The organism is Haloferax sulfurifontis ATCC BAA-897 (genome assembly GCF_000337835.1).
Lineage (GTDB): Archaea > Halobacteriota > Halobacteria > Halobacteriales > Haloferacaceae > Haloferax > Haloferax denitrificans.
Genome location: NZ_AOLM01000010.1, coordinates 15,168 through 39,869, shown reverse-complemented (window position 1 = coordinate 39,869; position 24,702 = coordinate 15,168). Strand labels below are relative to the sequence as shown.

The window sequence follows — 24,702 nt, the reverse complement described above, 5'->3', positions numbered from 1 at the left end:
CCACGATGACGACGACGCGGGGGTCGACCGCCTCGGCCGGCGTGAGGCGGCCGCCCTGACTGCCGCGGGTGACCGAGAGCCTGACGTACGCCTCGTCGAGGTCGTTCGCCGCCAGCGTCTCGTCGATTCGCGCGCGGAGGTCGGCGTCGGACAGGCCGTGGTCCATCCCGAGGACGTCGCACGTCTCGGCGAGTCGGTCGGCGTGGGCGTCCCAGTGGAACACCTCGCCGCCGTAGGCGCGGAGCGTCTCGAAGGCGGCGTCGCCGTAGAGGAAGCCGCGGTCGGTGACCGGAATCGACGCCGACTCGGCGGGGACGAGTTCGCCGTCGACGTGGTAGCGAAGCGACCGCCCACCGGCGTCTCCGTCGCCGTCGCCGTCTCCGACCCTATCGTCGCTCATCGGTCTCCCTCCCACGCGTCGGCCGCCGGGCCGTCGCCCGCGGCGAGCGCGACGAAGTTGCGGACGATGTCCTTTCCGGAGTCGGTGAGGATGCTCTCGGGGTGGAACTGCACGCCGATGTGTGGTTTCTCGCGGTGGCGAACGCCCATCACGACCGCGGGTTCGTCGCCTTCGTCAGTATCGGGACCGCCGGGTTCGGACCCTTCTGCGACCGTGTAGGCCGTCACCGCCAACTCGGGGGGTACGTCGTCGCGTTCGACCGCGAGCGAGTGGTAACGACCGACCTCGATTCGGTCGGGGAGGCCGGAAAAGACCCCTGCGCCGTCGTGTTCGACGAGCGAGGGCTTCCCGTGGACGACGTGGGGCGCGTGGCCGACGGGGCTCCCGAGGGCGGCACACAGCGACTGGTGGCCGAGGCAGACGCCGAGCGTCGGGTAGTCGAGGTCGCGGAAGACGGAGACTGAGACGCCGGCCTCGGCGGGAGTGCCGGGACCGGGCGAGACGACGATGCCGTCGGGGTCGATGTCGCGGATGTCGTCGGCCGAGAGCGCGTCGTTGCGGTAGACGAGCACGTCGTCCGCGGCGTTCGAACCGCCCTCGGCTCCGTCTCCGCTCTCGTCCCCCTCCCGTGCCTCCGCGACCGCCTCGCCGACGTACTGCACGAGGTTGTAGGCGAACGAGTCGTAGTTGTCGACGACGAGGATGCGCGTCATCTTTCGGCCCCCACGGTCATGTTCGCGCGCTCGCCGAGCGCCTCGTCGATGGCGGTGACGAGCGCCCGCGCCTTCGCCAGCGTCTCGTCGTACTCGCTGTCGGGGTCCGAATCGTGGACAATGCCCGCGCCCACGCGGAGGTGGTACTCGTCTCCGAAGCGGACGAGCGTCCGGATGACGATGTTCAGCACCGCGCGGTCGTCGAAGCCGACGGCGAACATGCTCCCGGTGTAGGGGCCGCGCCGGGTGGCTTCGAGTTCGTCGATAATCTCCATCGTCCGGGGCTTCGGCGCGCCCGTGATGGTCCCGCCGGGGAACACCGCGGCGACGGCGTCGGCGAGGCTGGTCCCCTCGCGTCGGGTTCCTTCGACCAGCGAGACGAGATGCATCACCTCCGAGTAGCGGTCCACGCGGCGGTACTCCGTCACCTCGACCGACCCGTACTCCGAGACCTTCCCGAGGTCGTTGCGTTCGAGGTCGACGAGCATCGCGTGTTCGGCGCGCTCCTTCTCGTCGGTCGTCAGGTCGGCCTCCAGCGCGTCGTCCTCCTCGGGCGTCGCCCCCCGCGGGCGGGTGCCGGCGATGGGTTCGGTGACGAGGCGGTCGCCCTCGACGCGCAAGAGGAGTTCGGGACTGGCGCTCACGAGGTCGACGCCGGGGAGTTCGAGCAATCCCGAGTACGGTGCGGGGTTGACCTCCCGGAGCGCCGCGTAGGCGTCCACCGGGTGGACCGCGGCGGGCGCGACGAGTCGCTGTGAGAGGTTCGCCTGAAACGTGTCGCCGTCGCGGACGTACCCCTTCGCGGCGCGGACGCGGCCGGCGAACGCCTCGCGGCCGCAGGCGCTCTCGAACGTCGCCTCGTCGGCCTCGACGGGCGCGGAGACGGGCGCGGGGTCGCCCTCGACAGCTTCGACGGCGAGGTCGGTCGCCCGCGCCCGCGCTTCGTCGTAGACGGCGCCGAGGTCAGCGTCGGCCTCGACGGCGGGACAGCAGGTGACGCGGAGCGCCGTCTCGTCGCCGTCGGGTCGTGGTTCCTCCCACGACGCCACGAGGTCGTACAGGCCGAGTTGCAGGTGCGGAAGCCCCCGGTCGTCGGTCGTGCGCTCGGGGAGCGATTCGAGTTCGCGGGCCGCGTCGTACGAGAGCCAGCCGAACAGGCCGCAGGGGTACGGCACGTCGCAGTCGCCGCGGACGAGCGTCTCCGAGTCGACGAAAGATTCGAGCGCCGCGAGGCTCGGCGCGGGGTCGTCGCCGGGGTCGCCCCGGTCGTCGTCGGTCGGGTCGTCAGCGGTCAGGCGCTCCGCGGGGTCGACGCCGAAGGCGCCCCAGCCGGGTTGCCCGCCGGTCGTCTCGTAGAAGAAGCCGCCGGCGTCCCGGCGGGCGCGTCGGTAGGCGTCGAAGGGGTCCGAGACGGCGACGCGGACCTCGACGGGGACCCGCGCGCCGGCGGGCGCGATCGAGGCGGCCGCGCGAAAGTCGTCGCGGTCGGTGACGACGGTCGGTGCGGTCATTACCCACACCAGTCTGTCCGCCGGGTAAACGGTTTCGTGACGCGTCACCGGCGCATCGAGCGCGGTCACCCGCCGGGAGAGAAGTCGTCTCGGTCGTCCGGCGCGCGCGTCGGTTACGCGTCGCCGGCGCGGTCGATCCAGCGCTGGACCCGCTTCGGCGACACGTCGATTTCGTCGCCGACCTCGTCGGCGTCGGCCGCCGCGAGGTCCGCGATGGTCTCGATGCCGATCTCGGAGAGGCGCTCGGCGTACGCCGGACCGATGCCGCGAATCGTGTCGACGGTCGGCGCGTCGTCGTCTTCGACCTCTTCTTCGTCGGAGTCGTCGTCTTCGGTCGCTTCTTCCTCTTCGACCTCTTCTTCGTCCGATTCTCCGGCTTCGTCTTCGTCGGAGTCGGCGGAGTCAGACTCGTCGGAGTCCTCGTCTTCGGGTTCGTCCTGGGGTTCGCCGGTTTCGTCCTCGACCTCGGGTTCGGGCTCGGACTCAGGCTCCGGTTCGGCTTCTTCGGCCTCCGGCTCGGCTTCCTCGATGGCGTCGGCCACCACCTCCGTGTCGTCGCGGGTGTCCTCGTCGTCCGCGTGGGACTCGGCGTCGCCCTCGGGTTCGACCGCATCGTCGGCCGCTTCTGCGGCCGCTTCGTCCGTCGATTCCGCCCCGTCGACAGGTTCCTTCACCGCGGCCTCGGTCTCGACGTTCGCTTCCTCGCGCTCGGTTCTGGTGTCGCGTTCGACCGTAACGGTCGCCGTGTCGTCACGTCCGTCCGTCGAGGAAGACGACGAGTCGCCACCAACGAGGGATTTCAAGAACGACGAAATAGTGTCAAGCAAGCCCATGTACCTTCTCCTATGCAATCCCGTTATTTAAAAACCAGCGGCCTCAGTGCTCGCCGAGGTGGCTCCGGAGCGCGGCGTTCATCGCCTCGACGGGCGCGTCGCGGCCGGTCCATAGCTCGAACGCCTCGACGCCCTGCAGGAGGAGCATCCACGCGCCGTCGATGGTGGTCGCGCCGGTCGCGGCCGCCTCGCGGAGAAGTCGGGTCTCAAGCGGCGTGTAGACCGCGTCGAGCACGGCGAGGCCGCCGTGGAGGAACTCCGCGGAGACGGGCGTCTCCTCGGGCGATTCCATCCCGACGCTCGTCGCGTTGACGAGGACGTTCGCCTCCCGAATCCGGTCGAGCGTGTCGAGTCCGCCGCCGGTCGCGCCGGGGACGGCCGCGGCGAGTTCGACCGCGCTCTCAGCGGTCCGGTTGGCGACGTGGACCGACGCGCCCGCGTCTGCGAGGGCGAACGCGGCGGCGCGACCCGCCCCGCCGGCACCGACGACCACGGCGGCCGCTCCGCCGAGGTCGACGCCGTGGCGGTCGAACGACCGCGTGACGCCCGCCGCGTCGGTGTTGTAGCCCGCCGGCGTCTCCGCGCCGAAGTCGATGGTGTTGACCGCGCCGATGCGCTCGGCCAGCGGGTCGGGGTCGACCAGTTCGAGCACGTCCTGTTTGAACGGGATGGTAACGTTCAGCCCCGAGACGCCGAGGGCGTCCGCGCCGTCGACGGCGGCCGCGATGTCGTCGCGGGCGGGTTCGAACGTGACGTACCGCGCGTCGAGACCGGTTTCCCCGTAGGCCGCCTCGTGCATCGGCGGCGACAGCGAGTGGCCGACCGGGTTGCCGACGAGACCGTACACTTGCATGGACGGGTGGTGTTCTGCCGTCGATATAACTCGCCCGTCCGCGTCGGATTCCGCCGGGACCCGACAGCCGCCGTCGGGGGGCGGTTCGCCCCGTCTCGCGCTCCCGCGTCGGTCCTCGCGGACTCGCGGTGTACCGGCGCGCTTTTGGTCTCCCGTCGGTCTACTCCCGCGTATGTCGGCACTCGCAACCCTGCTTTCCTTCGATACCGCGCTCCTCGTGGCTGGTATCGTCGCGCTCTATCTCGGGGCCGAGGCGCTCGTCGAGGGCGCGTCTCGGCTCGCCATCGGTCTCGGCCTCCGGGCGGCCATCGTCGGTGTGACCATCGTCGCGTTCGCGACGACCACTCCCGAACTGTTCGTCGCGGTGCTGAGCGGGTTGGGCTACAGCTCCGACCTCGGACTCGGCGCTATCGTCGGCTCGAACATCGCCAACATCGGTCTCGTCCTCGGAATCTCGGCGCTCATCCGGCCGATGGGCGTCTCGACGACGACGCTCCGCCGACACGTCCCGTTCATGATCGCCGCGGCGGTCGCGCTCGTCGCGCTCGGGATGGACGGGAACCTCAGCGCCGTCGACGGCGGCGTCCTCTTGGTCATCCTCGTCGCGTTCACGGGCTACCTCCTGTACCGCGCGCGCTCGGCGAAGGCCGACGCCCTCGGCACGGACGAAATCGACATCGAGGACGAAGACGAGGTGTCGGCGCAACTCAGGGACGTGGTCTACCTCGGTCTCGGTCTCCTCCTCCTGTTCGTCGGCTCGAACTGGCTCATTCAGGGCGGACAGGGACTGCTCGAATCCTTCGGGTTCGGTCCGCGGTTCATCGGGCTGACGGTCCTCGCGTTCGGCACCTCACTGCCCGAACTCGCGGCGTCGGTCATCAGCGCGGTCCGCGGCGAGTCGGAGTTCAGCATCGGAAACGTCGTCGGCTCGAACATCTACAACGTCGTCGCCGTCCTCGGCATCCTCGCCATCATGGTCCCCGTGAACGTCCCCGCGAGCACCATCTCGCTGGACTTCCCGGCGCTTCTCGTGTTCACCTTCGGGGTCATCGCGCTGATGCTCCGCAACCGCGACGTGTCCCGACTCGACGGCGGCATCCTCGTCGGCGGCTATCTCGTCTTCTTCTGGCTCATCCTCCCGTAGCCGGGTCTCTCGACTCGGCTGTCTCCCATGCCCGTCGCTGGCCGATTCCGAAGCACAAGAGCTACCGGCTTCGGCTTCGCGCTTGTAGTGACGATGGTACGACAACTCGGTCACCCGCTGACAGCGGTGTTCGGGGCCGCGTTCCTGACGGTCCCGTGGCTGGCCCTCCACACGGCGCTCGGCGTTGACCTCACGACCGGCGTCACCGTCGCCCTCAGCGGCATCGCCGTCCTCGGTGCCTCGTTCCTCCTCGCGTGGGGCGCCGAAACCGCAGAAGCAGACGTGCCGCGGGCGTTCGCGCTCGCCATCCTCGCGGTGCTCGCGGTCGCCCCCGAGTACGCGATGGACGCGCTCTACGCGTGGGAGGCCGGCATCAACCCCGGCTCGCCCGAGTCGGCCGAGGCCGCGAGCCTCGCCGTCGCCAACATGACCGGGGCGAACCGCATCCTCATCGGCATCGGCTGGTCCGCAATCGCCCTCTTCACCGTCTACCGCGCCCGCGACACCGGCGACGAGGCGGTCGAGTCCCGCCCCGGCTTCCTCGCGGACGTGGTCCGTCTCGACCACGGCATCGCGACCGAGATTCTGTTCCTCTTCGCCGCGACCGTGTTCGCCTTCTTCGTCCCGCTCGGCGCGGGCATCGGCGCGGTCGACATGGTCGTCCTCGTCGGCCTCTACGTGACGTACATCTTCGTGGCGATGAACTCGCCCCACGAGGACGAAGAGCAAATCGGCGTGCCCGCGTACCTCCAGTCGTACCGGAAACCCAAGCGCATCGCCACGACGCTCGCGCTGTTCGTCTTCTCGGGCATCGTCATCCTCGTCGCCGTCGAGCCGTTCGCCCACGGCCTCGAAGCCCTCGGGAAGTCGGTCGGAATCCCCTCGTTCCTGATGATTCAGTGGGTCGCGCCGCTGGCGAGCGAGAGCCCCGAACTCATCGTCGTGGCCTACCTCGTCAACAAGGCGCGGTCGACCGCCGGCTTCAACGCGCTCATCTCCTCGAAGCTCAACCAGTGGACGCTCCTCATCGGGACGCTCGTCCTCGTCTACAGCCTCTCTGTCGGCTCCTACGCACCGCTCCCGCTCGACACCCACCAGATGGGCGAACTCTGGCTGACGGCCGCCCAGAGCTACTTCGCCATCGCCATCCTCGTCACGTTCTCCATCAGCCTCCGCGAGGCGGTCGCCCTGCTCGGCCTGTTTTTGGCGCAGTTCGTCTACTCCGTCACCGGACTGGCGCTCACGCTCCCGGTTCCGGGCCTCGGCGCGGTCACCTTCGACGGTCCGACCTCGCTCGTCGGCTTCTCGGTCGTCTATCTGGTCGTCGGAACGGCGCTTTTCGTCCGGCGGCGCAGGCACCTCGCCGCGGTCGCCAAGCTCTCGGTCCGGCGCGTCCGCGGCGACTACGGTGCGAACGAGACGCCGGCCGCGGTCGAGGACTGACCGGCTCCCCTCGCCGCTTCCGACGCCCTTTTCGCCGGCCTCGGCGACCCTCGTATCGTGATTGGAATCGTCGTCAGCCGCGCCGACAGCGCATCGGTTCACATCGGCGAGCACCTGCTCGAACTCGCCGACTGGGACGAACGGACCGACGGGGACCGACCCGACGCCGACGGCGGCGGCACCGTCTTCTTCCGCGACGGCTTCGAACTCCGCGAGTTCGACGACCTGCACATCGACCTCGACGACCCGGCCGCGGCGTTCGACGCCGACCTCGACCTCCTCGTCGTCGTCTCCCGGCACTCCGGCGAGACCGGCGCGCTCCTGACCGCGCACTTCACCGGGAACTTCGGTCCCGCCGACTACGGCGGCGAGCCGGGGCGGTTCGCCCGCGCGTGTCCCAACGCCCAGCGCGCCGTCGTCGAGGCGCTCCGCGACCGCGCGCCCGACGGCTACGAAGTCGGCATCGAGGCGACCCACCACGGCCCGACCGAGCCGACGGTCCCCTCGATGTTCGTCGAACTCGGGAGCGACGACGAGCAGTGGGACGACCCCGAGGGAGCCCGCGCCGTCGCGGCGGCCGTCCTCGACATCGAGGGGGTCGCGCCCGACGCGGACCGCCAGCTCGTCGGCTTCGGCGGCGGCCACTACGCTCCGCGGTTCGAGCGCGTCCTCCGCGAGACCGACTGGCGCGTCGGCCACATCGCCGCCGACTGGCAACTCAAGGCGATGGGCGCGCCCGAGAAGAACCGCGACGTGCTCCGGCGGGCGTTCGAGGCCTCCGCGGCCGACCTCGCGCTGGTCGACGGCGACCGGAGCGACCTCGCGGCCGCCCTCGAAGCCGAGGGGTTCCGGGTCGTCTCCGAGACGTGGGTCCGCGAGACCTCGGGCGTCCCCCTCGACCGCGTCGCCGCCCTCGAAGCCGCCGTCACGACTATCGAAGAGGGCCTCCGATTCGGCGCGCGAATCGACGTCGACGACTACGAGGTCGTCTCGCTCCCAGACGGCCTGCTCGGCGAGGCGCAGGGCATCGACCTCGACGCCGCGCTCGACGCGGTCCACGAGACGACTGTCGCCTTCCACACGACCGAAGGCGGGACGCGCGCGGTGGGTCGCGCGGCCGTCGCGGGCGACGGCTACGACGAACTCGTGTCGCGGCTCTGCGACGTACTGCGCGAGAAATACGACAGCGTCGTCCGCGACGACGGGGCGGTCACGGCGGCGACGCGCGCCTTCGACCCCGCCGTCGCGCGCGAGTTCGGCGTCCCCGAGGGCCCGGCGTTCGGCAAGCTCTCGGCCGGGCAGTCGGTCGAAGTCGACGGCGAGACCGTCGCGCCCGAAGACGTGTCGAAAGATCGACTCGTCGAGTTCACGGTGTAGTCGCCGTCGGGACGCGACCGACCGATTTCGCCCCGAGAGACGGCTTGTGCCGCGGACTCACATGTCACGTTTCGGCACGAATCGGCGGCTCGTCAGACAGATGTCTGACGGAAGGGGGAAAGATAATTAGTCGTCCTCCGTAAACCGTCTCCATAAATATGGACTCTATCGTCGGCGACGCAATTGACGAGGCCGAGGCCGAGGCCGAGGACGTGGGGGATGGGTCGGTCCAGGTCGACGGCTCGACCAACATCAACCGGTCCGGGACGATGACTGACGACGAACTGAAAGCGGTTCTCAAAGACCTCCAGACCAACATCACGGTGGTCGGGTGCGGCGGTGCCGGCGGCAACACCGTCAACCGGATGCACGAGGAGGGAATCAAGGGGGCGAAGCTCGTCGCCGCCAACACCGACGTGCAACACCTCGTGGAGATCGGGGCCGACACGAAGATTCTCATGGGCGAACAGAAGACCCAGGGCCGCGGCGCGGGCTCGCTCCCGCAGGTCGGCGAGGAGGCCGCCCTCGAATCCCAAGAGGAGATTTACGACGCCATCGAGGGCTCCGACATGGTGTTCGTCACCGCCGGTCTCGGCGGCGGCACCGGCACCGGCTCGGCCCCCGTCGTCGCCAAGGCGGCCCGCGAGTCGGGCGCGCTCACCATCGCCATCGTCACGACGCCCTTCACGGCCGAAGGCGAGGTGCGACGAACGAACGCCGAGGCCGGGCTCGAACGGCTCCGCGACGTTTCTGACACGGTCATCGTCGTCCCGAACGACCGCCTGCTCGACGCCGTGGGCAAGCTCCCCGTCCGGCAGGCGTTCAAGGTCTCCGACGAGGTGCTGATGCGCTCGGTCAAGGGCATCACCGAACTCATCACCAAGCCCGGACTGGTCAACCTCGACTTCGCCGACGTGAAGACCGTCATGGAGCGCGGCGGCGTCGCCATGATCGGTCTCGGCGAGTCGGACTCCGAGTCCAAGGCCCAAGAGTCCGTCAAGTCCGCCCTCCGCTCGCCGCTTCTCGACGTGGACATCTCCGGCGCGAACTCCGCGCTCGTCAACGTCACCGGCGGCTCCGACATGAGCATCGAGGAGGCCGAGGGCGTCGTCGAGGAGATTTACGACCGCATCGACCCCGACGCGCGCATCATCTGGGGGACCTCCGTCGACGACGAACTCGAAGGCATGATGCGGACGATGATCGTCGTCACCGGCGTCGAGTCGCCCCAGATCTACGGTCGCAACGGCGAGGCGCAGGCGCAGGCAGAAGAGCGTCTCGAAGACATCGACTACGTCGAGTAGTCGGCGTCGCCGCCCCGTCGGCCGCGGGGACTCGCTTTCGCTCCCGCGCCCGCTCCGGTTCGATGGCCCGCCGCGTCTCGCGTCCCGCCCGTTATCGAGCGGCGGCGCCGAATCGAACTCGTCGGGGTCGACCCGTTCGCGAGCGCCCGCTCGCCCCGTCGGTGCATCAATAGATAGAAAAAGCCCGGCGCCTTAGCCCCCAGCAACATGGACGTTAAGTACGACCTGAACAGCTACGTTCGCGTGTTGAAACTCGCGAGCACCCCGTCGTGGCAGGAGTTCTCACAGATCTCCAAAATCGCCGGCGCGGGTATCTTCCTCGTCGGACTGCTCGGTTTCATCATCTTCGCGGTTATGAGCTTCCTCCCCGGAGGAGTCTGAGATGCCCATCTTCGCCGTCAAGACCACCGCTCGCCAAGAGCAGACGGTCGCGGACATGATCGCGACGAAGGAGTTCGCCGAGATCCACGCCGTCCTCGCGCCCGACTCGCTCACGAGTTACGTGATGGTCGAGGCCGACGACGACGGCATCGTCACGCGCGTCCTCGAGGAGATTCCCCACGCTCGCGGCCTCGTCGAGAGCGGCGGCGCGGTCGGCACCTCCAGCATGGCCGAAGTCGAGCACTTCCTCTCGCCGACGCCGGACGTGGAGGGCATCGCGGAGGGCGACATCGTCGAACTCATCGCCGGCCCGTTCAAAGGCGAGAAGGCGCGCGTCCAGCGCATCGACGAGACGAAAGACCAGGTCACCGTCGAACTCTACGAGGCGACGGTCCCGATTCCGGTCACCGTCCGCGGCGACCAGATTCGCGTCCTCGACTCCGAAGAGCGGTAAGCGTCCGCCCCGACGAGGGTTTCTTCTCTCTCAGTTCCGACGCGACGCGCGCGACGAGCGGCGCGCCCCGGTGACTCCCATGTCCCCCGACAGTCCCCGAGGAGCGCCGTCTCGGGCGAGCCGCGTCGCGCCCCACCGCGACCGCGTCGCGTCCCACCGCGACCGCGACCCGCCCGTCTCGCGTGGGCCTACAGCGCGCCCTGCTCGCGGAGCGTCTCGACGACGCTGTTGAGGTCCGCGTCCGCCTCGACGGCGTCTTTCACGTCCTCGCGGATGCGGACCGCCGAGGAATCGGCGTCGTACGCGCGGACGAACTCGGCGCGGGTGTGCTCGTCGAAGGCGTGACGAATCGCGAAGTAGCCCTCCGGGACGACGGTCCCGCACACCTTGCACTCGTGGCGCTCGTGGTCCACCGTCTGGTGGATGACCGCGCTTTCGACGTCTTCGAACCGACCGTCACACCCTTCGATTCCGCACTTCCACCGGGACATGTTCCCTCCGACGGCCGTGAGCCACAAAACCGTTTCTTCGACCGCCCGGCGTTCGACAAATAGCAACCACTAACTGGTGGCTGACCCGACCGTATCGTGTGAGCGCGACCACGACGACGCGGGTCGATATGCACGTGAAGATTCTCGACGAGCGGGTCGTCTCGCGCGCGAAAGCCCGCGGCATCGACGTGCTCGTCTACGCGCCGCACTTCGTCCGCCTGCCCGACGTCCGCGCCCGCGCGGCGCGATTCTCCGACGACGACCTGCTCGTCGTCCCCGCCCGCGAGGTGTTCACGGGGTCGTGGCGCGACCGGAAACACGTCCTCGCGGTCGGCCTCTCGGAGCCGGTCCCCGACTTCATCACCCTCGACGGGGCCTTCGCCGAGTTCGACCGACAGGGCGCGGCGACGCTCGTCCCCCACCCCGAGTTCCTGACGGTGAGCCTCACCGCCGAGGACGTGGCCGCCCGCCGTGACGACATCGACGCCGTCGAGACGTACAACACGAAGGCCCTGTCGTGGGACAACCGGCGCGCCCGCGACATCGCCCGCGAGGCGGGACTGCCGGGGTTCGCGTCGTCCTACGCGCACCTCCACAGCACTGTCGGCGAGGCGTGGACCGAGTTCGACCGCGACATCGACTCCGAGGCCGACCTCGTCGCCGCGCTCCGCGAGGGGGCCGACCGCCGGGTCGTCCGCCGCACCGGCGTCTCCCACGCGCTCCGCGGCGCGGCCGAGTTCGCCCACCTCGGCTACGAGAACTCGTGGGGGAAGGTCGACCGACTCCTGCTTTCGGGGATGGAGCCGACGCACCCGAGCCACATCGCCTACGACGGCCGGTTCGACGACGTGAGCGTCTACTGATACTGATTTTCGCCGGCAGTCGAACGCTCCGGACGAACGCGTCCGCGCTCCGACGCCCTCAGAGCACCGCGGTGAACGACGCCGCGGCGTCCGCGAGGGACACGTCGAGCGAAAAGAGGTAGTAGTGGACGCCCGCGAGGACGCCGAGTTCGGCGACCGTGACGACGACGGTCACCGCGTCGGCGTGTTTCGAACTCGTCGCCACGCCGGTCGGCAGGTCGTACTCCTGGGGCGAAAGCGGGTAGAACAGCGCGATGCCGCGCTTCGAGCCGACCATGTCGAGGACGTAGTGGGTGGCGACGCCGATCCAGACGAACTGGAGGTTGCCGAAGACGAGCGGGAACGCGAGGAATATCGCCAGCACCGGGAGGTTGTGGAGCGTCTTGCGGTGCTTGCCGAAGGCGGTGTCGACGTCGGGAAACAGCGCGCCGAGGACGACCGGAAGCGACAGCTGGCCGATTTTCTGGGCGAGGAGGAACGCCGAGTCGGCCGTCGGTTCGAACGACCGGGGGTCCACGGTGAGGATGACGCCGAGCCCGAGCGCCAACAGGATGGCGTTGAGCACGTGTCCCTTCTTGTTCATGGATGCAGACTGGTCCGGCGGGATACAAAGCTTTCCCACGGAACCGACAGACGGCGACCGCTCGGCCGATTCAGCCGGTCGTCGTGGACTCGATTTCCCCGCGGAGGAGCGCCAGCGCCCCGCGCGCGATTTGCTCTTTCACCTGCGTTCGAGACCCCTCGTACTCGAAGCGCTCGACGCGGGCGTAGGAGTCGCCGGACCCCCACGGCGCGGCGAAGGCGACGCCGACGAAGACGGTGCCGACCGGCTTGCCGGGGAGGCCGCCCTCGGGCCCGGCGATGCCCGTCGTCGCCAGCCCCCACGTCGCGTCGGCCACGTCGCGGACGCCGGCGGCCATCTCGCGGGCGACGGGCTCGGAGACGGCCCCGTGTTCGTCCAGCGACTCCCGCGAGACCGCCAGTTCGTGGCGCTTGGCGTCGTAGGAGTAGGTGACGAGCGAGCGGTCGAAGTAGTCGCTGGAGCCGGGCACGTCGGTCAGGAGCGACCCGATGAGGCCGCCGGTGCAGGACTCCGCGACGGCGACGGTGTGGCCCGCCTCGCGGAGGGCGTCGCCGACGCGGGCCTCCTCGGGCGGGTCGGATGCGAACTCGCGCATACGACCGACCACGGGCGGTCGGGACAAAAGCGGACGGGGGCGAACGGTGGGCGGACAGCCGTAGCAGAGCGGACGCGGTCGGCACCGACGCGACCGGGACAAAAGTCCACCGGCGGTTCCGAGACCGAGAAGTACACAAAGCCCCGCGGTGTCGGGTCCGACATGGACATCGACGTTGAGCCGACGGAGCGACCCGACGCCGACGAAGACGACGACGCCGGCGACGACGGGCCGGCCGAAATCGAGGTGGAAGTCACCGACCCCGACGAGGTAACCTCGACCGACACCGAGGGCCTCCCCGATGGCATCGACGCGCCCGACTACGTCCTCTACGGCGGCAAGGGCGGCGTCGGGAAGACCACGATGGCCGCGGCGACGGCGCTCGCCAGCGCGGCCGACGGCACCGCGACGCTCGTCGTCTCCACGGACCCCGCACACTCCCTGTCCGACACGCTCGGCGTGCCGGTCCCGGACAAGCCGAGTCGCATCCGCGAGGAAATACCCCTCTACGCGGCCGAAATCGACCCCGACGCGGTCATGGAAGGGCCGTTCGCTGGCGGCGACGGCGCGGGCGAGGAGTTCGACGACGAGACCGACTTCGAGACCGGCGAGTACGACGACGACAACCCCTTCGCCGGCGGCGACGCGGACTCGCCGTTCGGCGGTATGGGCGGGGGAATGGGCGGCTTCGAGGACCTCCTCGGCGGCGACGGACCGATGGGAACGGGCGGCCCGATGCCCGGCGCGGACGAGGCCGCGGCGATGCAACAGCTCCTCGAATACATGGACGACCCGCGGTTCGACCGCGTCGTCGTCGACACCGCGCCCACGGGCCACACGCTCCGCCTGCTCGAACTCCCCGAGCTGATGGACTCCATGCTCGGCCGCATCGCCCGCATGCGCCAGCGCTTCTCCGGCATGATGGACAACCTCAAGGGGATGTTCGGCGGCGGCCCCGACGACCCGCAGGCCGGGATGGCGGACCTCGACGACCTCCGCGAGCGCATCGAGCGCCTGCGAGCGGTGCTCCGCGACCCGACGCGGACCGACTTCCGGGTCGTCATGATTCCCGAGGAGATGAGCGTCGTGGAGTCCAAGCGGCTCGTCTCGCGGCTCGACGAGTTCGAAATCCCCGTCCAGACGCTCGTCGTCAACCGCGTCATGGAGTCCGTCGAGGACGTGGCAAACGTGGACCCCGAGTGGATAGAGTCGCCCGACTTGGAGAACTGCGGCTTCTGTCAGCGGCGCTGGCAGGTCCAACAGGACGCGCTCCGCTCGGCGACGAATCTCTTCCGCGGCCGCGACGTAAAGCGGGTGCCACTGCTCGCAGAACAGGTACAGGGCGAAGACGCTCTTCGGGTCGTCGCGACCTGTCTCGACTAGCGTCGAGCGGGCCGGCGACGCGGATAGACGGCGCGTCTCAGGGGAGTTTGCGGGCGAAGCCGTAGAGCGCGTCGCGCCACGCGTCGGGCAGGAACCGGGCGAGGACGCCGACGCGGGCGACGGTGCCGGGCTGGTAGCGCGCCCGCGGCTTGGTCGAACTCGCGGCGTCGACGATGTCTTCTGCGACTCGTTCGGGCGGAATCGCGCCGGGGCCGCCCCCGCCGAGCGCCTGCGAGTCGTCGAACAGCTTGTAGAGTTTCTCGTACGCGCCCGAGCGGTCGAGGCCGTCGGCCTCGTCGCCGTTGCCGTTGACCTCGGCTTCGACGCGATTCGAGAACTGCGTCTCGACCGGCCCCGGCTCGATGAGGACGGCGTCGATACCGTACTCCTCGACCTCGGTGCGGAGCGCGTCGGTCATCGCTTCGAGGGCGAACTTCGAGCCGGCGTAGACGCCGGTTCCGGGGAAGGCGACGCGGCCGACGACGCTGGAGACGTTGACGATGGTGCCGTCGCCCTGCGAGCGCATGTGGGGCAACACGGCGCGGACGAGTCGGTGTGGACCGTAGACGTTCACGTCGAACTGGTCGTGGACCTTCTCGGTCGGCACGTCCTCGACGGGGCCCATCTGGCCGTAGCCGGCGTTGTTGACGAGGCAGTCGATGCGCCCCTGCTCGTCGGCGATGCGGTCGACGACGCGGTCGACGTCCCCCTGGTCGGTCACGTCGAGCGTCGCGATGTTCGCGCCGCGTTCCCCCAGCGTCTCGATGTCGGCCGGGTTCCGGGCGGTGGCGTAGACCTCCCACTCCTCGTCGAGGAAGTCGAGCGCCGTCGCGCGCCCGATTCCCGAGGAGCAACCGGTGATGAGGACCGTCTTTTGATGCACGTCGGTAGGTCGAACCGCGCGCTGTTAAGTGTACGCGGTTCGCCACGATTGGGTCGCGCTCAGTCTTCGTACTGGGCCTTCGCCTCGTCGGCGTAGGCGTCGGCCAGCCGGGTCGGTTCGGGGAGTTTGTACGACCCCGAGAGCCGGGAGACGAGGTCGACGGCCGTCGCCGCCGAGAGGCGGTGGCCGGGGCTGACGTACAGCGGGTTCACGATAGGGCGCGAGTCGTACTGCCGCGACTGGAAGGCGTAGCCGATTGTCGTCTCCGGGCCGGCGGGATGGCCGCCGACGGGGTCGACCGAGTCGTCGGCGCGAATCGGGGTTCGCCAGCCCTCCGGTCGGCCGTCCACGTCCTCGTCCGGCGTCCCGCAGAGGAGGGACTTGGCGACGCCGACGCTCGGCGCGTCGCAGACGACGCCGAGGTGCGTGGCGAGGCCCGCCTGTCGGAAGTGGATGCGCCCGGAGCCGTCGAAGACGAGCAGGTCGGGGTCGCAGTTGAGCTCGGCGAGCGCGTCGAGGATGGGGGCCCCCCTCGCGGAACGAGAGCAGGCCGGGAATGTACGGCAAATCGAGTTCGGAGACGGCGTGGACGCGCTCGACCACCTCGCCGCCGCGGAGGACGACGACGGCGCTCAGCGCGCGGTCGTCCAGAAACGACTGGTCGATACCGGCGACGAGCGGTGGCGAGTCGGCCCCACCGCCGAGTGCTGTCGCGTTCGTGAGCGTCTCGTTTTCTCGCTCCGGCGAGTCGAGGGAGACGCGCGCCGGGTCGAACGGGAGGTCGTCCTCGAAGACGGCCGCCTCGGCGACGCGGCGCTGGAGCGACTCCATCTCGTCGCGCGAGAGTCCGGGGCGCGGCGCGAGGTCAGGGCAGGTCGGTCGCATCTCAGAACCGACCGCGGCCGGGACCGCCCGGGCCACCCGGACCGCCCCCGCCGAGCGAGAGCTGGGAGGGGACGCTCCTGCGGCCCTTCACGTGCTGGCCGTAGGCGAGGCCGATGACGAGGCCGATGAGGTGCGCGAAGTGGGCGATGCCGTCGGCGCTCTGGCTGACGAAGAAGAACACCGAGATGCCGGCGAAGCCGAGCGTGAACAGCCACAGCGGGACGGGGATGATGAAGTACAGATAGATTCGGAGCCCCGGGTTGAGGACGGTCAGGACGCCGAGAACGGCCATGATGGCACCGCTCGCGCCGACGACGGCGCTCAGGCTTCCGGGAGACAGGAGCATCGACGAGCCGACCTGCGCCAGCCCGGCGAGCATCCCGCTGACGAGGAACAGCGCCGCGAACTTCCGCGAGCCGACGTAGCGCTCCACCAGCGGGCCGAAGAAGAACAGCACGATGGAGTTACCGACGATGTGATAGAAGCCGCCGTGGGCGAATATCGAGGTGACCCACGTCCAGACGTACTCGGGGTGGATGCTCGTGAGATAGAAGGCGCTAATCGAGAGGTTGGGCAGTCCGAGAAACTGCTCTAAGACGAGCTGGGCGAAGAACGTGAGCCACATCAGCGCGAGGAACAGGTACGCGACGTTCCCGCGGAAGTAGCCGAGCACGCCGCCAGCGCCCGTGAGCGAACTCAGCAGTCCGCCGCCGCGGCCGCCCTGATTGTTCACGGAGTCGTCGAAGGAGCTATCGAAGACGCCGGCGGGGTCGTCCCAGTCGGAGAGCCCCGCGCAGTCGTGGTTCTCGGGGAGGCGGTGTTCGGAACAGAACGTCCCGCCACACCGCGAACAGCGGTACGGCAGACTCTCGTCTTTGCCGCACACGTCGCAGACAGGCATTACCAACGCCTTACAGCGGCGAGATAAAAAGGGGTTCCCTCATGGATGTGGTGTGTTGGCTCACATCTTGATTGGAAGACGAATCCGCACCGTCGCCGGGTCAACTGGCCGGATTATTCGTTTCGGGGGACGACCGATGTGTCGTCGGCGCGGCCAACGCCGTCGCTCTCGGCGGTCGTCGCGCGAGAAATACGGGGTTACGCGTCGTCGTCGGTCGCGTCCTCGGCGTCTTTGTCCGCCTCGTCGGCGGGCGTGAAGTTCGTGGGGACGACGGTCGGGTGCTGAAGCCCGAGGCGGGGTTGCTTGGCTGCCATTCGTGTCTCAAGCTACCGGACAGAGGGACTAAAGATTACCCATGCGCATAATTCATCGGCGGGCGCGTCGGCGATAACTGTCGGGTATCTGGGTCGCCGGCGGCGGTCGGTTTCGGGGCGGTCGCAGTTCCGGCGTCGTCGCCGTGGTCGACACTGTGGGTTAGTTCAGCGTCCGAAAAAACGCGCGGTGAAGTCGCTTACGCGAAGTTCTCTTCGTAGAGGTCCATCGCGTGTTCGATGGCGTCCTTGGCGGCCTGCTTGTCCTCCCAGCCCAGCGTCTCGACTTCCTTGCCGGCCTCGAGGTTCTTGTAGGTCGAGAAGAACTCGTCGATCTCGTCGAGCGTCTGCTGGGGGATGTCTTCGAGGTCCTCGATGTGGTCGTAGCGGGGGTCCTCGATGGGGACGGCGATGACCTTGTCGTCCTGCTCGCCGTCGTCGTCCATCTTCATGAGCGCGACCGGGCGGGCCTCGATGACACAGCCGGGGAACGTCTGGTCCTCGACGAGGACGAGCACGTCGAAGGGGTCCTCGTCGTCGTAGTACGTCTGCGGCATGAAGCCGTAGTCCGACGGGTAGTGGACGTTGGAGTGAAGCACGCGGTCGAGGACGACGCCGGGGATGTCCTTGTCGTACTCGTACTTGTTGCGCTCGCCTTTGAGACACTCGACGACTGCGTAGATTTCGTCCGGTGCGTCCGGTCCGGTCTCCATGTCTTCCCAGAGGTTCACCATACCGAATCCATCCTCGATGCGGGCAAAAGTCCTTTCGGGATTGGTCTCCTACGGATACCACTCGGGCCTCGTCGGCCACTTTGAACCTCTCTATGTGTAGAGGTATTCTCCCCCGAATCCCACGACACTCCTGCTATGCGTGTGAGATATTCCTCAGATATGCTCGCTTGGACACCGCCCACTGTCTTTCGTCCGTCGCCACGACTCGGCTCTGTGCAATACCCGACACTCGTGTCCGCTCCGCCCCAAATTCATCGTATCGTGCCCCTACATTCGGCGACGAAACAGACTGCGCGTTGACAAAGTTTAAATAGGCCGATGACATTTCCATATGCATGTCAGAGGCACAAACAATTGGCAACAAATCCGGTGCGGCTCGGGACCTCACCGCGTTCCAACAGAATATCCTCGTCATTCTCGCCGAGGAGCCGATGTACGGCCTGGCTATCAAGCGTCACCTCGAATCGTACTACGACACCGAGGTCAACCACGGGCGTCTGTACCCCAACCTCGACGACCTCGTCGAGATGGGTCTCGTCGAGAAAAGCGAACTCGACAAGCGGACGAACCAGTACGAACTGACCGACGACGGCCTCCAGGCGGTCCTCGACCGCTTCGACTGGATGCTCTCGAAGTTCGTCACCGACGACGAGCGCGCCGAGATGGTCTCGGAGCTCGTCGAAGGCAAGCTGTAATCGGCAGAACACACCGCACGAACCGCGGGGTTCGCTCAGTTGTATTCGGGCACTTCGGCGTCTGCGGCGTCGAAGAGCAACTCGAGCGACTCCGGTAACAACGACCGCTGTTCAGCGGTCGGCCACGCGTTGCGTGGATAATATTCTTCGACGAACTCGCGCACTTCGGGAGCGCCGGCCGTCTCGATTCGCCGGACGTAGTGGTTCCCGAGGAAGTCCGCGAACGCCCGGGCGTTCGCCGCGTGGGCCGCGCCGTGTTCCTCGGCGACGGCCGCGACGCACGACGCGTTGTGTTCTTCGACCGCGCTCCACTCGTGGTCCTCGCCGGTCCCCGACAGCGGGCGTTCGATTCCGCGGTCGACGTCGTCTATCTCCGCCGGGTCGACGATTCCGTCGTCGGCGACCCACTCGTCCGGGTGGAGCACCAACACGTCGTCTTCCTCGCGGTGTCGCGCGCGGAACTCGTACTCGCTTACGATGTCGTCGCGGGCGGACCGATACGCCTCCGCCTCGTCGGGGTCGACGGCGTCGCGGGCCAGTCGCGTCAGCCGCTCGGCTTCGGAAAGCACGTCTTCGGGGAGTTCTGACTCAGGCATCGTCGAGGGCCTCGTTGGCTAGGGAGTCGGCGCGGTCGTTTATCTCTCGCGGTACGTGTTCCAGCGACCAGCGGTCGAACGTCGACAGGAGCTCTCGGGCCTTCACGCGGCGCTCCTTGAGTCCGGGGTCGTTCGTGTTCCACTCGCCGCGGACCTGCTTGACGATTAACTGCGAGTCGCCGCGGACGTCCACCTCGTCGTAGCCGTACTCCTCTGCGACCGACAGCGCCTCCACGAGCGCCTCGTACTCCGCGCGGTTGTTGGTCGTCTCGCCGATTCGCTGTGAGCCCTCGGCGACGATACCGTCGCTCGTCACGATGGCCCACCCGATGGCGGCGGGGCCGGGGTTCCCCCGGCTCGCGCCGTCGAAGTAGACGTGCGCGCGGCCGCCCGTCGGCCGGATGAGCGCGAGCAGGTCGGTCGGTCTCGACCCCTGCACGACGACCTTCCCGTCGTAGGCGACCGCGCTGGCGTCGCCGCGTTCGGCGCGCCAGCGCTCGTGGTCGGTGTTTCCGGGCGAGACGGACACGCCCGCGGCTTCGAGTCGTCGTCGGGCTTCGTCGGGGTCGCACTCGACGGTCGGCATACCGTCACCTCACCGGTGATTCGGTAAAGGCGCTCCGTTCGTCGTTGCGGCCGCGGTGACACTCCGACGAACGCCGCCAAAGGTTGAAGTGCAAGGAAATAGACAATATATAAATGCGATGAAACGGCCTACCCGCCAGCGGGAGCGTGAGCACGACCGGACTCGATGGGGCGACGAGTCACAGGACGACGAGACATCCGAAGAGGAGTTGGACCTCGACGACCTCGACCCCGAGGAAGTCGTTCGGACCGGCGACGGCGAGTTGATTCACGAGGAGACCGGCATCATCATCGAAGAAGAGCGCATCGACCCCGGCCCGGAGTGGCGGGCGTTCAACCACTCAGAGCGGCAGTCGAAGTCGCGCGTGGGCGCGCCGACCACGCAGACGATGCACGACAAGGGACTGACGACGACCATCGACTGGAAGGACAAAGACGCCTACGGCCGCTCTATCTCCTCGAAGAAGCGGTCGCAGATGCACCGCCTGCGCAAGTGGCAAGAGCGCATTCGAACCAAGGACGCCGGCGAGCGCAACCTCCAGTTCGCCCTCAGCGAAATCGACCGCATGGCGTCGGCGCTCGGCGTCCCGCGGTCGGTCCGCGAGGTCGCGTCCGTCATCTACCGCCGGGCGCTCAGCGAGGACCTGATTCGCGGCCGCTCCATCGAGGGCGTCGCCACGTCGGCGCTGTACGCCGCGTGTCGGAAGGAGGGCATCCCGCGCTCGCTCGAAGAGATTTCCGAGGTGTCCCGCGTCGAGCGCAAGGAAATCGGCCGGACGTACCGCTACATCTCGCAGGAACTCGGTCTCGAGATGCGGCCGGTGGACCCCAAGAAGTACGTCCCGCGGTTTTCGTCCGAACTCGACCTCTCGAAGGAGGTCCAGTCGAAGGCGAACGAGATCATCGAGACGACCGCGGAACAGGGGCTTCTCTCCGGGAAGTCGCCGACCGGCTTCGCCGCCGCCGCCATCTACGCCGCGTCGCTTCTCTGCAACGAGAAGAAGACCCAGCGCGAGGTCGCCGAGGTCGCGCAGGTGACGGAAGTCACCATCCGGAACCGCTACCAAGAACAGATCGAAGCGATGGGCATCCACACCTGAGCCCCGCCCGCGCGAGCCGGACCCCTTTCTGACCCGGACGCGTCGCCGAAGGTTCATACCCGCGGGCGACCCACATCCGGTGAATGCGGCTCGACGAGTACATGGACATCGAGCGGGACGAGCGCGCCGAGCGGCGGCGACTCGCCGAGGAGAAGTCCTACGGCATCCTCGACCACCTCGAAACGTTCCAAGACCGGTTCGAGGAGACGGTGCAGGGAGACTCGCTGTACGGCGGCGTCTCCCCGTCTATCTTCGTCGGCCGGTCGAACTATCCGAACGTCTCGACGGGCATCCTCTCGCCGGTCGGCCACGACGAGGACGCCGCCTCCTTCGAGACGAGTGCCGCGTGGTACGACGAGGGCGTGAGCATCGACGACGTGTTCCAGCGGCGCACCTCGCTTCTGAACTCGAATCGCGGGACGAAGGTGACGAACGTCGCCGACTCGTGGGACGGCTTCCTCGGGACGCAACGCGAGGTCGCCATCGCCGACCGCCCCGTGACGGTCGAAATCGGCCTCGATGGAAAGCCCTCCCTCGACCTCGACGCCCGCGCCGACGACGTGGCGACGCCCGTCGGCCCGCGGGCCCGCGCCCGCTCGGCCGACCTCGCGGAGAACCCGCACGTCCCCAAACTGGTGCAAAAGACGCTCGAAGACGACGACTGGAACGCCGAGGGCGCGATGACGTACCTCTATCGCCGCGGCTTCGACGTGTACGACATCAACACCATCCTCTCTGCGGGCGCGCTCGGCCAGACCGAACAGCGCCGGCTCGTCCCGACGCGGTGGTCCATCACCGCCGTCGACGACACGCTCGGTCAGTACCTCCGCGGGCAGGTCAAACACGCAGAGAGCGTCGACGGCGTCGAAATCTACCGCAACGAGTTCATCGGCAACGCCTTCTGGGTCATCCTCGCGCCGGGGCGCTGGGAGTTCGAACTCATCGAGCTGAAAGCGCCGGGGAGCGTCTGGAACCCCGACCCCGAGGCGGGGATGTATCTCGCGGCCGACCGCGAGGGCTACGAGGGGCGGACCGGCTACGTGAACGAGACGGCCGGCGCGTACCACGCCTCCCGGCTCGGCGTCCTCGAACACCTCAAAGAGCGCGGCCGACAGGCGAAGGCGCTCGTCATCAGACACGTCTCCGACGACTACTGGGGGCCGGTCGGCGTCTGGCAGATACGCGAGTCCATCCGCCACGCCTTCGAGGGCGAGACGGCCGACGCCGAGACGTTCGGCGACGCCGTCCGCGACGTGACGGAGTACCTCCCGGTGTCGCTCGCGGACCTCCGCCGGAAGTCCACGATGGCCGCCGGTCTCCAGACCGACATCTTCGACTTCGCCTGAGCAACTATTTTGACAGTCGGACGATACGTTCTCGTATGCTCCCGTTACAGGTCCCCGGCGGTCCCGAACTGCTCATCATCATCCTCATCTACGGCATTTTCGCGCTCCTCCCCGTGGTCGCGGCGCTCGTCGCGCTCTATCTGCTGTACAAGATTCGCGGCGACGTGAAGCGCATCGCGGACGCGCTCGACGCGCGAGACGGGTTGTAAAGTCGAGACAGCCGATTGCGCTTCGATACCCCGCCTACGCCTCGGCCGCGTCGAGGTTGGCGAGCGCCTGTTCGACGAGTTCGCCCGTGTCGGCGATGATATCGGCCATCTCGTCGTTGTCGGGGGCGATGCCGATGAGGCGGGCGACGCGCATGATGCTCAGGTGGTAGACGACCTGCTTGCCCGGCTCTTCTTCCCAGATGACCACGTTGCACGGGAAGAGTCCGCCCATCTTGTTGTCGGTGGCGTCGAGCGCGCGGTCCGCCATGTTCGGGTTACACGCGCCGAGGACGTAGTAGGGGTCGCGGCCGGCGTCGACCTTCTCGTTGAGCATCTCGGAGGGCGAAAATTCGGTGGCGACACCGAACCCGGCGTCGGTAAAGGCCTCGCGGACGCGCTCGATTGCCGCCTCGTGTTCCATCTCGAGGACGACGCGTTCCTCGCCGATGTCTTCCGGTTTGATGGCGCTGGGGTCGATTGGGAGTGCCATGACCCACCCTTGACTCCCCGGCGGGGAAAAGCTATGGTAGTGTGCTCGACCTACACGAGCGAGTCGTCGCCTTCCCACGACGCGGCGTCGTCGAGCACGGATTCGACGAACGACGCCTTCGCGTTCGTGTACCGACTCCGGTCGTCGGGGTGCGCCTCGGTGAGCCTGCGCTTGTGTCGCTCGTACTCGGCCGCGAGGTCGTCGTCTGCGCGGAGCGCGTCGCGGAAAGTGACCTGCTCGCGGTGGCAGTCGCTCCCGACTTCGGTCACGGAGAGATAGTGCGTCCGCCGCCCGGGCGGGCCGCGGACGAAAAATCGGCGGTCGGGAACGTCGTCGTCGGGGCGCTCCTCGTAGCCCGCGGCTTCGAGCGCCCGCGCGACGCCCTCGGCGTCGTCGAGGTCGGAAACGAGGACGAGCAGGTCGACGATGGGTTTCGCGGCCAGCCCCGGAACCGCGGTGCTCCCGACGTGTTCGAATCGGACGCTGTCGTCGCCTCCTGCGCCACCGAGTCGCGGTCGCAGGCGCTCGACCTCGCGCTCGTACGCCTCGCGCCAGCGCGGGTCGTGCGCGGCGAGTTCGACGGTGCCGCGGGCGAGGCCGAGCGACGGAGACGGTGGAGACGGCTTGCCGTCCGCCTCGGCCGCGTCGTTATCGTCGCTCATAGCGGAATCGGGAGCCACTGGAGCGCCGCGGCGACCCGGTCGGGCGGGAACAGCGGCGGGTGAAGCACGAGCCAGTCCAAGAGGATGAGGCCGCCGCCGTGGGCGACGATGGAGGGGAGAATCGAGTCGCTCTCGTAGTCGACGAGGCCGAACAGCACGTCCGTCGGAGCGGACAGAAGAATCTCTATCGGCGGCTTACCGACGTGGTGGAACGCGTAGAGAATCGGACTGATGAGCGCGCTCTTCCGGCCGATTTCGCGGACGCCGACGCAGAGCAGGCCGCGGTAGTACGTCTCGGCGGCGACGACGACGAGCAGTTGCTGGGCGGCGTGCGGGAGGAAGTCCGCGAGCGCGGTCGAGGTGTGCCACATCGGGTAGTACGCCCGAATCGACGGCAGGCTCGATCCGACGAGGTAGAAGGGGAGGACGAACAGCGCGAGCAAAAGCGTGTTTCGGAGCGCCGCGCGGTCGACGTTCCAGCCGAGGTTGCGGCCGTGGGCGACCGCGAGCGCTCCGGGTACGAGGATGAACAGGAGGGCGTCGTGGACCGCGCGGTAGGTGAGGTCGCCGGCGGGAAGCGGCCAGAGGCTCCACGCGGCTCCGACGACGCCCCCGACGATGAGGGCGCGGTAGAGCCACGGGAGACCGGCGAGCCGGCGGCGTAACACCGCTAGTCCGTCTGGACCGGGCCGCGACCGACGATGTCGAGCACGTCGTCGACGAAGGCCTGTCGCGTCTCGAAGTAGGTCTCGTCGGCCTCGGCGAGCACGTCTTCGAGGCTCTGGGGGCCGTCCGGCGTGCGGATGACCGCGTCGCCTTCTTTGTTCAGGATACTGCTCTTTTCTTGCGGCCACGTCAGTCGGGAGGCGACGCGCGCGAGGGGCGCACCTTCGACGGACGCGCCCGTACCGAGTTCGACGGCGGGTGCCTCGTCTGCTTCCTCGTCAGCCATGCGCGGGGATTAGCCACCGCGCATG

Annotated in this window: 29 protein-coding genes and 1 pseudogene; 12 read left to right on the top strand and 18 right to left on the bottom strand. The window is 68.4% G+C overall.

Annotated features, from left to right (window positions below; translation table 11 throughout):
- The 5 genes from C441_RS06380 to C441_RS06360 form a co-directional block, all read right to left on the bottom strand.
- A partial coding sequence (locus C441_RS06380) for an aminotransferase class IV (protein ID WP_007274372.1) occupies positions 1 to 400 on the bottom strand: 400 nt, incomplete at its 3' end.
- Positions 397 to 1,113 carry an anthranilate synthase component II gene (locus C441_RS06375; RefSeq protein ID WP_007274371.1) on the bottom strand — a complete coding sequence of 239 codons (717 nt, stop codon included), beginning with the start codon at positions 1,111 to 1,113 and terminating at the stop codon, positions 397 to 399. The genes C441_RS06380 and C441_RS06375, both read right to left, overlap by 4 nt.
- Positions 1,110 to 2,624 (bottom strand): aminodeoxychorismate synthase, component I, encoded by a 1,515-nt coding sequence (gene pabB / locus C441_RS06370; RefSeq protein ID WP_007274370.1) that lies wholly within the window; start codon positions 2,622 to 2,624, stop codon positions 1,110 to 1,112. The genes C441_RS06375 and pabB overlap by 4 nt, the downstream gene beginning before the upstream one ends.
- Positions 2,625 to 2,737: 113 nt before the next feature.
- A complete protein-coding gene (locus C441_RS06365) occupies positions 2,738 to 3,457 on the bottom strand; it encodes a helix-hairpin-helix domain-containing protein (RefSeq protein ID WP_007274369.1) in 720 nt (239 codons plus the stop codon).
- Between the two features lie 43 nt (positions 3,458 to 3,500).
- Complete coding sequence (locus C441_RS06360; protein ID WP_007274368.1) at positions 3,501 to 4,310, bottom strand: shikimate dehydrogenase; 810 nt, start codon at positions 4,308 to 4,310, stop codon at positions 3,501 to 3,503.
- Positions 4,311 to 4,482: 172 nt separating this feature from the next.
- On the opposite strand from C441_RS06360, the gene C441_RS06355 reads away from it, so the two are divergent.
- The 6 genes from C441_RS06355 to C441_RS06325 all read left to right on the top strand — a co-directional run bounded on the left by C441_RS06355 (position 4,483) and on the right by C441_RS06325 (position 10,413).
- Complete coding sequence (locus tag C441_RS06355) at positions 4,483 to 5,454, top strand: calcium/sodium antiporter (RefSeq protein WP_007274367.1); 972 nt, start codon at positions 4,483 to 4,485, stop codon at positions 5,452 to 5,454.
- Between the two features lie 126 nt (positions 5,455 to 5,580).
- A complete protein-coding gene (locus tag C441_RS06350; RefSeq protein ID WP_007274366.1) occupies positions 5,581 to 6,897 on the top strand; it encodes a Na+/Ca2+-exchanging protein in 1,317 nt (438 codons plus the stop codon).
- Between the two features lie 57 nt (positions 6,898 to 6,954).
- On the top strand, positions 6,955 to 8,274 hold the full coding sequence (locus C441_RS06345; RefSeq protein WP_007274365.1) for a D-aminoacyl-tRNA deacylase: 1,320 nt from the start codon (positions 6,955 to 6,957) through the stop codon (positions 8,272 to 8,274).
- A gap of 158 nt (positions 8,275 to 8,432) precedes the next feature.
- Positions 8,433 to 9,578 (top strand): cell division protein FtsZ, encoded by a 1,146-nt coding sequence (gene ftsZ / locus C441_RS06340; protein WP_007274364.1) that lies wholly within the window; start codon positions 8,433 to 8,435, stop codon positions 9,576 to 9,578.
- A gap of 207 nt (positions 9,579 to 9,785) precedes the next feature.
- Complete coding sequence (locus C441_RS06330; RefSeq protein ID WP_004044219.1) at positions 9,786 to 9,959, top strand: protein translocase SEC61 complex subunit gamma; 174 nt, start codon at positions 9,786 to 9,788, stop codon at positions 9,957 to 9,959.
- Between the two features lies 1 nt (position 9,960).
- Positions 9,961 to 10,413 carry a transcription elongation factor Spt5 gene (locus C441_RS06325; protein ID WP_004970097.1) on the top strand — a complete coding sequence of 151 codons (453 nt, stop codon included), beginning with the start codon at positions 9,961 to 9,963 and terminating at the stop codon, positions 10,411 to 10,413.
- A 188-nt stretch (positions 10,414 to 10,601) separates the two neighbouring features.
- On the opposite strand, the gene C441_RS06320 is transcribed toward C441_RS06325, so the two are convergent.
- Positions 10,602 to 10,904, bottom strand: coding sequence for a DUF7565 family protein (locus C441_RS06320; RefSeq protein WP_007274363.1), 303 nt, complete (start codon positions 10,902 to 10,904; stop codon positions 10,602 to 10,604).
- Between the two features lie 98 nt (positions 10,905 to 11,002).
- Between C441_RS06320 and C441_RS06315 the strand changes: the two genes are divergently transcribed.
- The gene (locus tag C441_RS06315) at positions 11,003 to 11,767 is read left to right on the top strand and encodes a PHP-associated domain-containing protein (RefSeq protein WP_007274362.1); all 765 of its coding nucleotides are present in this window, start codon (positions 11,003 to 11,005) and stop codon (positions 11,765 to 11,767) included.
- A gap of 58 nt (positions 11,768 to 11,825) precedes the next feature.
- Here C441_RS06315 and C441_RS06310 read toward each other — a convergent pair whose 3' ends face one another.
- Positions 11,826 to 12,350 (bottom strand): metal-dependent hydrolase, encoded by a 525-nt coding sequence (locus C441_RS06310; RefSeq protein ID WP_007274361.1) that lies wholly within the window; start codon positions 12,348 to 12,350, stop codon positions 11,826 to 11,828.
- Positions 12,351 to 12,420: 70 nt separating this feature from the next.
- Entirely contained in the window at positions 12,421 to 12,945 is a 525-nt protein-coding gene (locus tag C441_RS06305) for a CinA family protein (RefSeq protein ID WP_007274360.1), read from the bottom strand.
- Between the two features lie 162 nt (positions 12,946 to 13,107).
- Between C441_RS06305 and C441_RS06300 the strand changes: the two genes are divergently transcribed.
- Positions 13,108 to 14,328, top strand: a complete 1,221-nt coding sequence (locus C441_RS06300) for an ArsA family ATPase (protein ID WP_007274359.1) — start codon at positions 13,108 to 13,110, stop codon at positions 14,326 to 14,328.
- 37 nt (positions 14,329 to 14,365) lie between these two features.
- Here C441_RS06300 and C441_RS06295 read toward each other — a convergent pair whose 3' ends face one another.
- The 4 genes and pseudogenes from C441_RS06295 to C441_RS06280 all read right to left on the bottom strand — a co-directional run bounded on the left by C441_RS06295 (position 14,366) and on the right by C441_RS06280 (position 18,042).
- Positions 14,366 to 15,211 carry an SDR family oxidoreductase gene (locus tag C441_RS06295; protein WP_007274358.1) on the bottom strand — a complete coding sequence of 282 codons (846 nt, stop codon included), beginning with the start codon at positions 15,209 to 15,211 and terminating at the stop codon, positions 14,366 to 14,368.
- 59 nt (positions 15,212 to 15,270) lie between these two features.
- Positions 15,271 to 16,096, bottom strand: a pseudogene (locus C441_RS06290) (endonuclease V).
- A gap of 1 nt (position 16,097) precedes the next feature.
- Positions 16,098 to 16,997, bottom strand: coding sequence for a rhomboid family intramembrane serine protease (locus C441_RS06285; protein ID WP_007274357.1), 900 nt, complete (start codon positions 16,995 to 16,997; stop codon positions 16,098 to 16,100).
- Positions 16,998 to 17,508: 511 nt separating this feature from the next.
- Complete coding sequence (locus C441_RS06280; RefSeq protein ID WP_004970087.1) at positions 17,509 to 18,042, bottom strand: inorganic diphosphatase; 534 nt, start codon at positions 18,040 to 18,042, stop codon at positions 17,509 to 17,511.
- A 335-nt stretch (positions 18,043 to 18,377) separates the two neighbouring features.
- Between C441_RS06280 and C441_RS06275 the strand changes: the two genes are divergently transcribed.
- Positions 18,378 to 18,737 (top strand): PadR family transcriptional regulator, encoded by a 360-nt coding sequence (locus C441_RS06275; RefSeq protein WP_004970086.1) that lies wholly within the window; start codon positions 18,378 to 18,380, stop codon positions 18,735 to 18,737.
- A gap of 35 nt (positions 18,738 to 18,772) precedes the next feature.
- Here C441_RS06275 and C441_RS06270 read toward each other — a convergent pair whose 3' ends face one another.
- Together C441_RS06270 and rnhA are read right to left on the bottom strand one after the other, a co-directional pair.
- Complete coding sequence (locus C441_RS06270; protein WP_007274355.1) at positions 18,773 to 19,333, bottom strand: DUF7108 family protein; 561 nt, start codon at positions 19,331 to 19,333, stop codon at positions 18,773 to 18,775.
- Positions 19,326 to 19,919 (bottom strand): ribonuclease HI, encoded by a 594-nt coding sequence (rnhA, locus tag C441_RS06265; RefSeq protein WP_007274354.1) that lies wholly within the window; start codon positions 19,917 to 19,919, stop codon positions 19,326 to 19,328. Before rnhA ends, C441_RS06270 begins: the two co-directional genes overlap by 8 nt.
- A 118-nt stretch (positions 19,920 to 20,037) precedes the next feature.
- On the opposite strand from rnhA, the gene C441_RS06260 reads away from it, so the two are divergent.
- From C441_RS06260 to C441_RS19855, 3 genes are all read left to right on the top strand, one after another.
- A complete protein-coding gene (locus tag C441_RS06260) occupies positions 20,038 to 21,018 on the top strand; it encodes a transcription initiation factor IIB (RefSeq protein WP_042663705.1) in 981 nt (326 codons plus the stop codon).
- An 83-nt stretch (positions 21,019 to 21,101) separates the two neighbouring features.
- Positions 21,102 to 22,364, top strand: coding sequence for a DNA repair protein NreA (gene nreA, locus C441_RS06255; protein ID WP_007274353.1), 1,263 nt, complete (start codon positions 21,102 to 21,104; stop codon positions 22,362 to 22,364).
- A 35-nt stretch (positions 22,365 to 22,399) separates the two neighbouring features.
- Entirely contained in the window at positions 22,400 to 22,573 is a 174-nt protein-coding gene (locus C441_RS19855; RefSeq protein WP_004970081.1) for a hypothetical protein, read from the top strand.
- 34 nt (positions 22,574 to 22,607) lie between these two features.
- Here C441_RS19855 and C441_RS06250 read toward each other — a convergent pair whose 3' ends face one another.
- From C441_RS06250 to C441_RS06235, 4 genes are read right to left on the bottom strand one after another with little or no spacing between them, the layout of a single operon-like run.
- Positions 22,608 to 23,063, bottom strand: a complete 456-nt coding sequence (locus C441_RS06250; protein ID WP_007274352.1) for a DUF302 domain-containing protein — start codon at positions 23,061 to 23,063, stop codon at positions 22,608 to 22,610.
- A gap of 50 nt (positions 23,064 to 23,113) precedes the next feature.
- A complete protein-coding gene (locus C441_RS06245) occupies positions 23,114 to 23,725 on the bottom strand; it encodes a GrpB family protein (RefSeq protein ID WP_007274351.1) in 612 nt (203 codons plus the stop codon).
- Positions 23,722 to 24,393 (bottom strand): CPBP family glutamic-type intramembrane protease, encoded by a 672-nt coding sequence (locus C441_RS06240; protein ID WP_007274350.1) that lies wholly within the window; start codon positions 24,391 to 24,393, stop codon positions 23,722 to 23,724. The genes C441_RS06245 and C441_RS06240 overlap by 4 nt, the downstream gene beginning before the upstream one ends.
- A gap of 2 nt (positions 24,394 to 24,395) precedes the next feature.
- Positions 24,396 to 24,677: a DUF5789 family protein gene (locus C441_RS06235; protein ID WP_007274349.1), complete on the bottom strand. Its 282-nt coding sequence runs from the start codon at positions 24,675 to 24,677 to the stop codon at positions 24,396 to 24,398.
- Between the last annotated feature and the right edge of the window lie 25 nt (positions 24,678 to 24,702).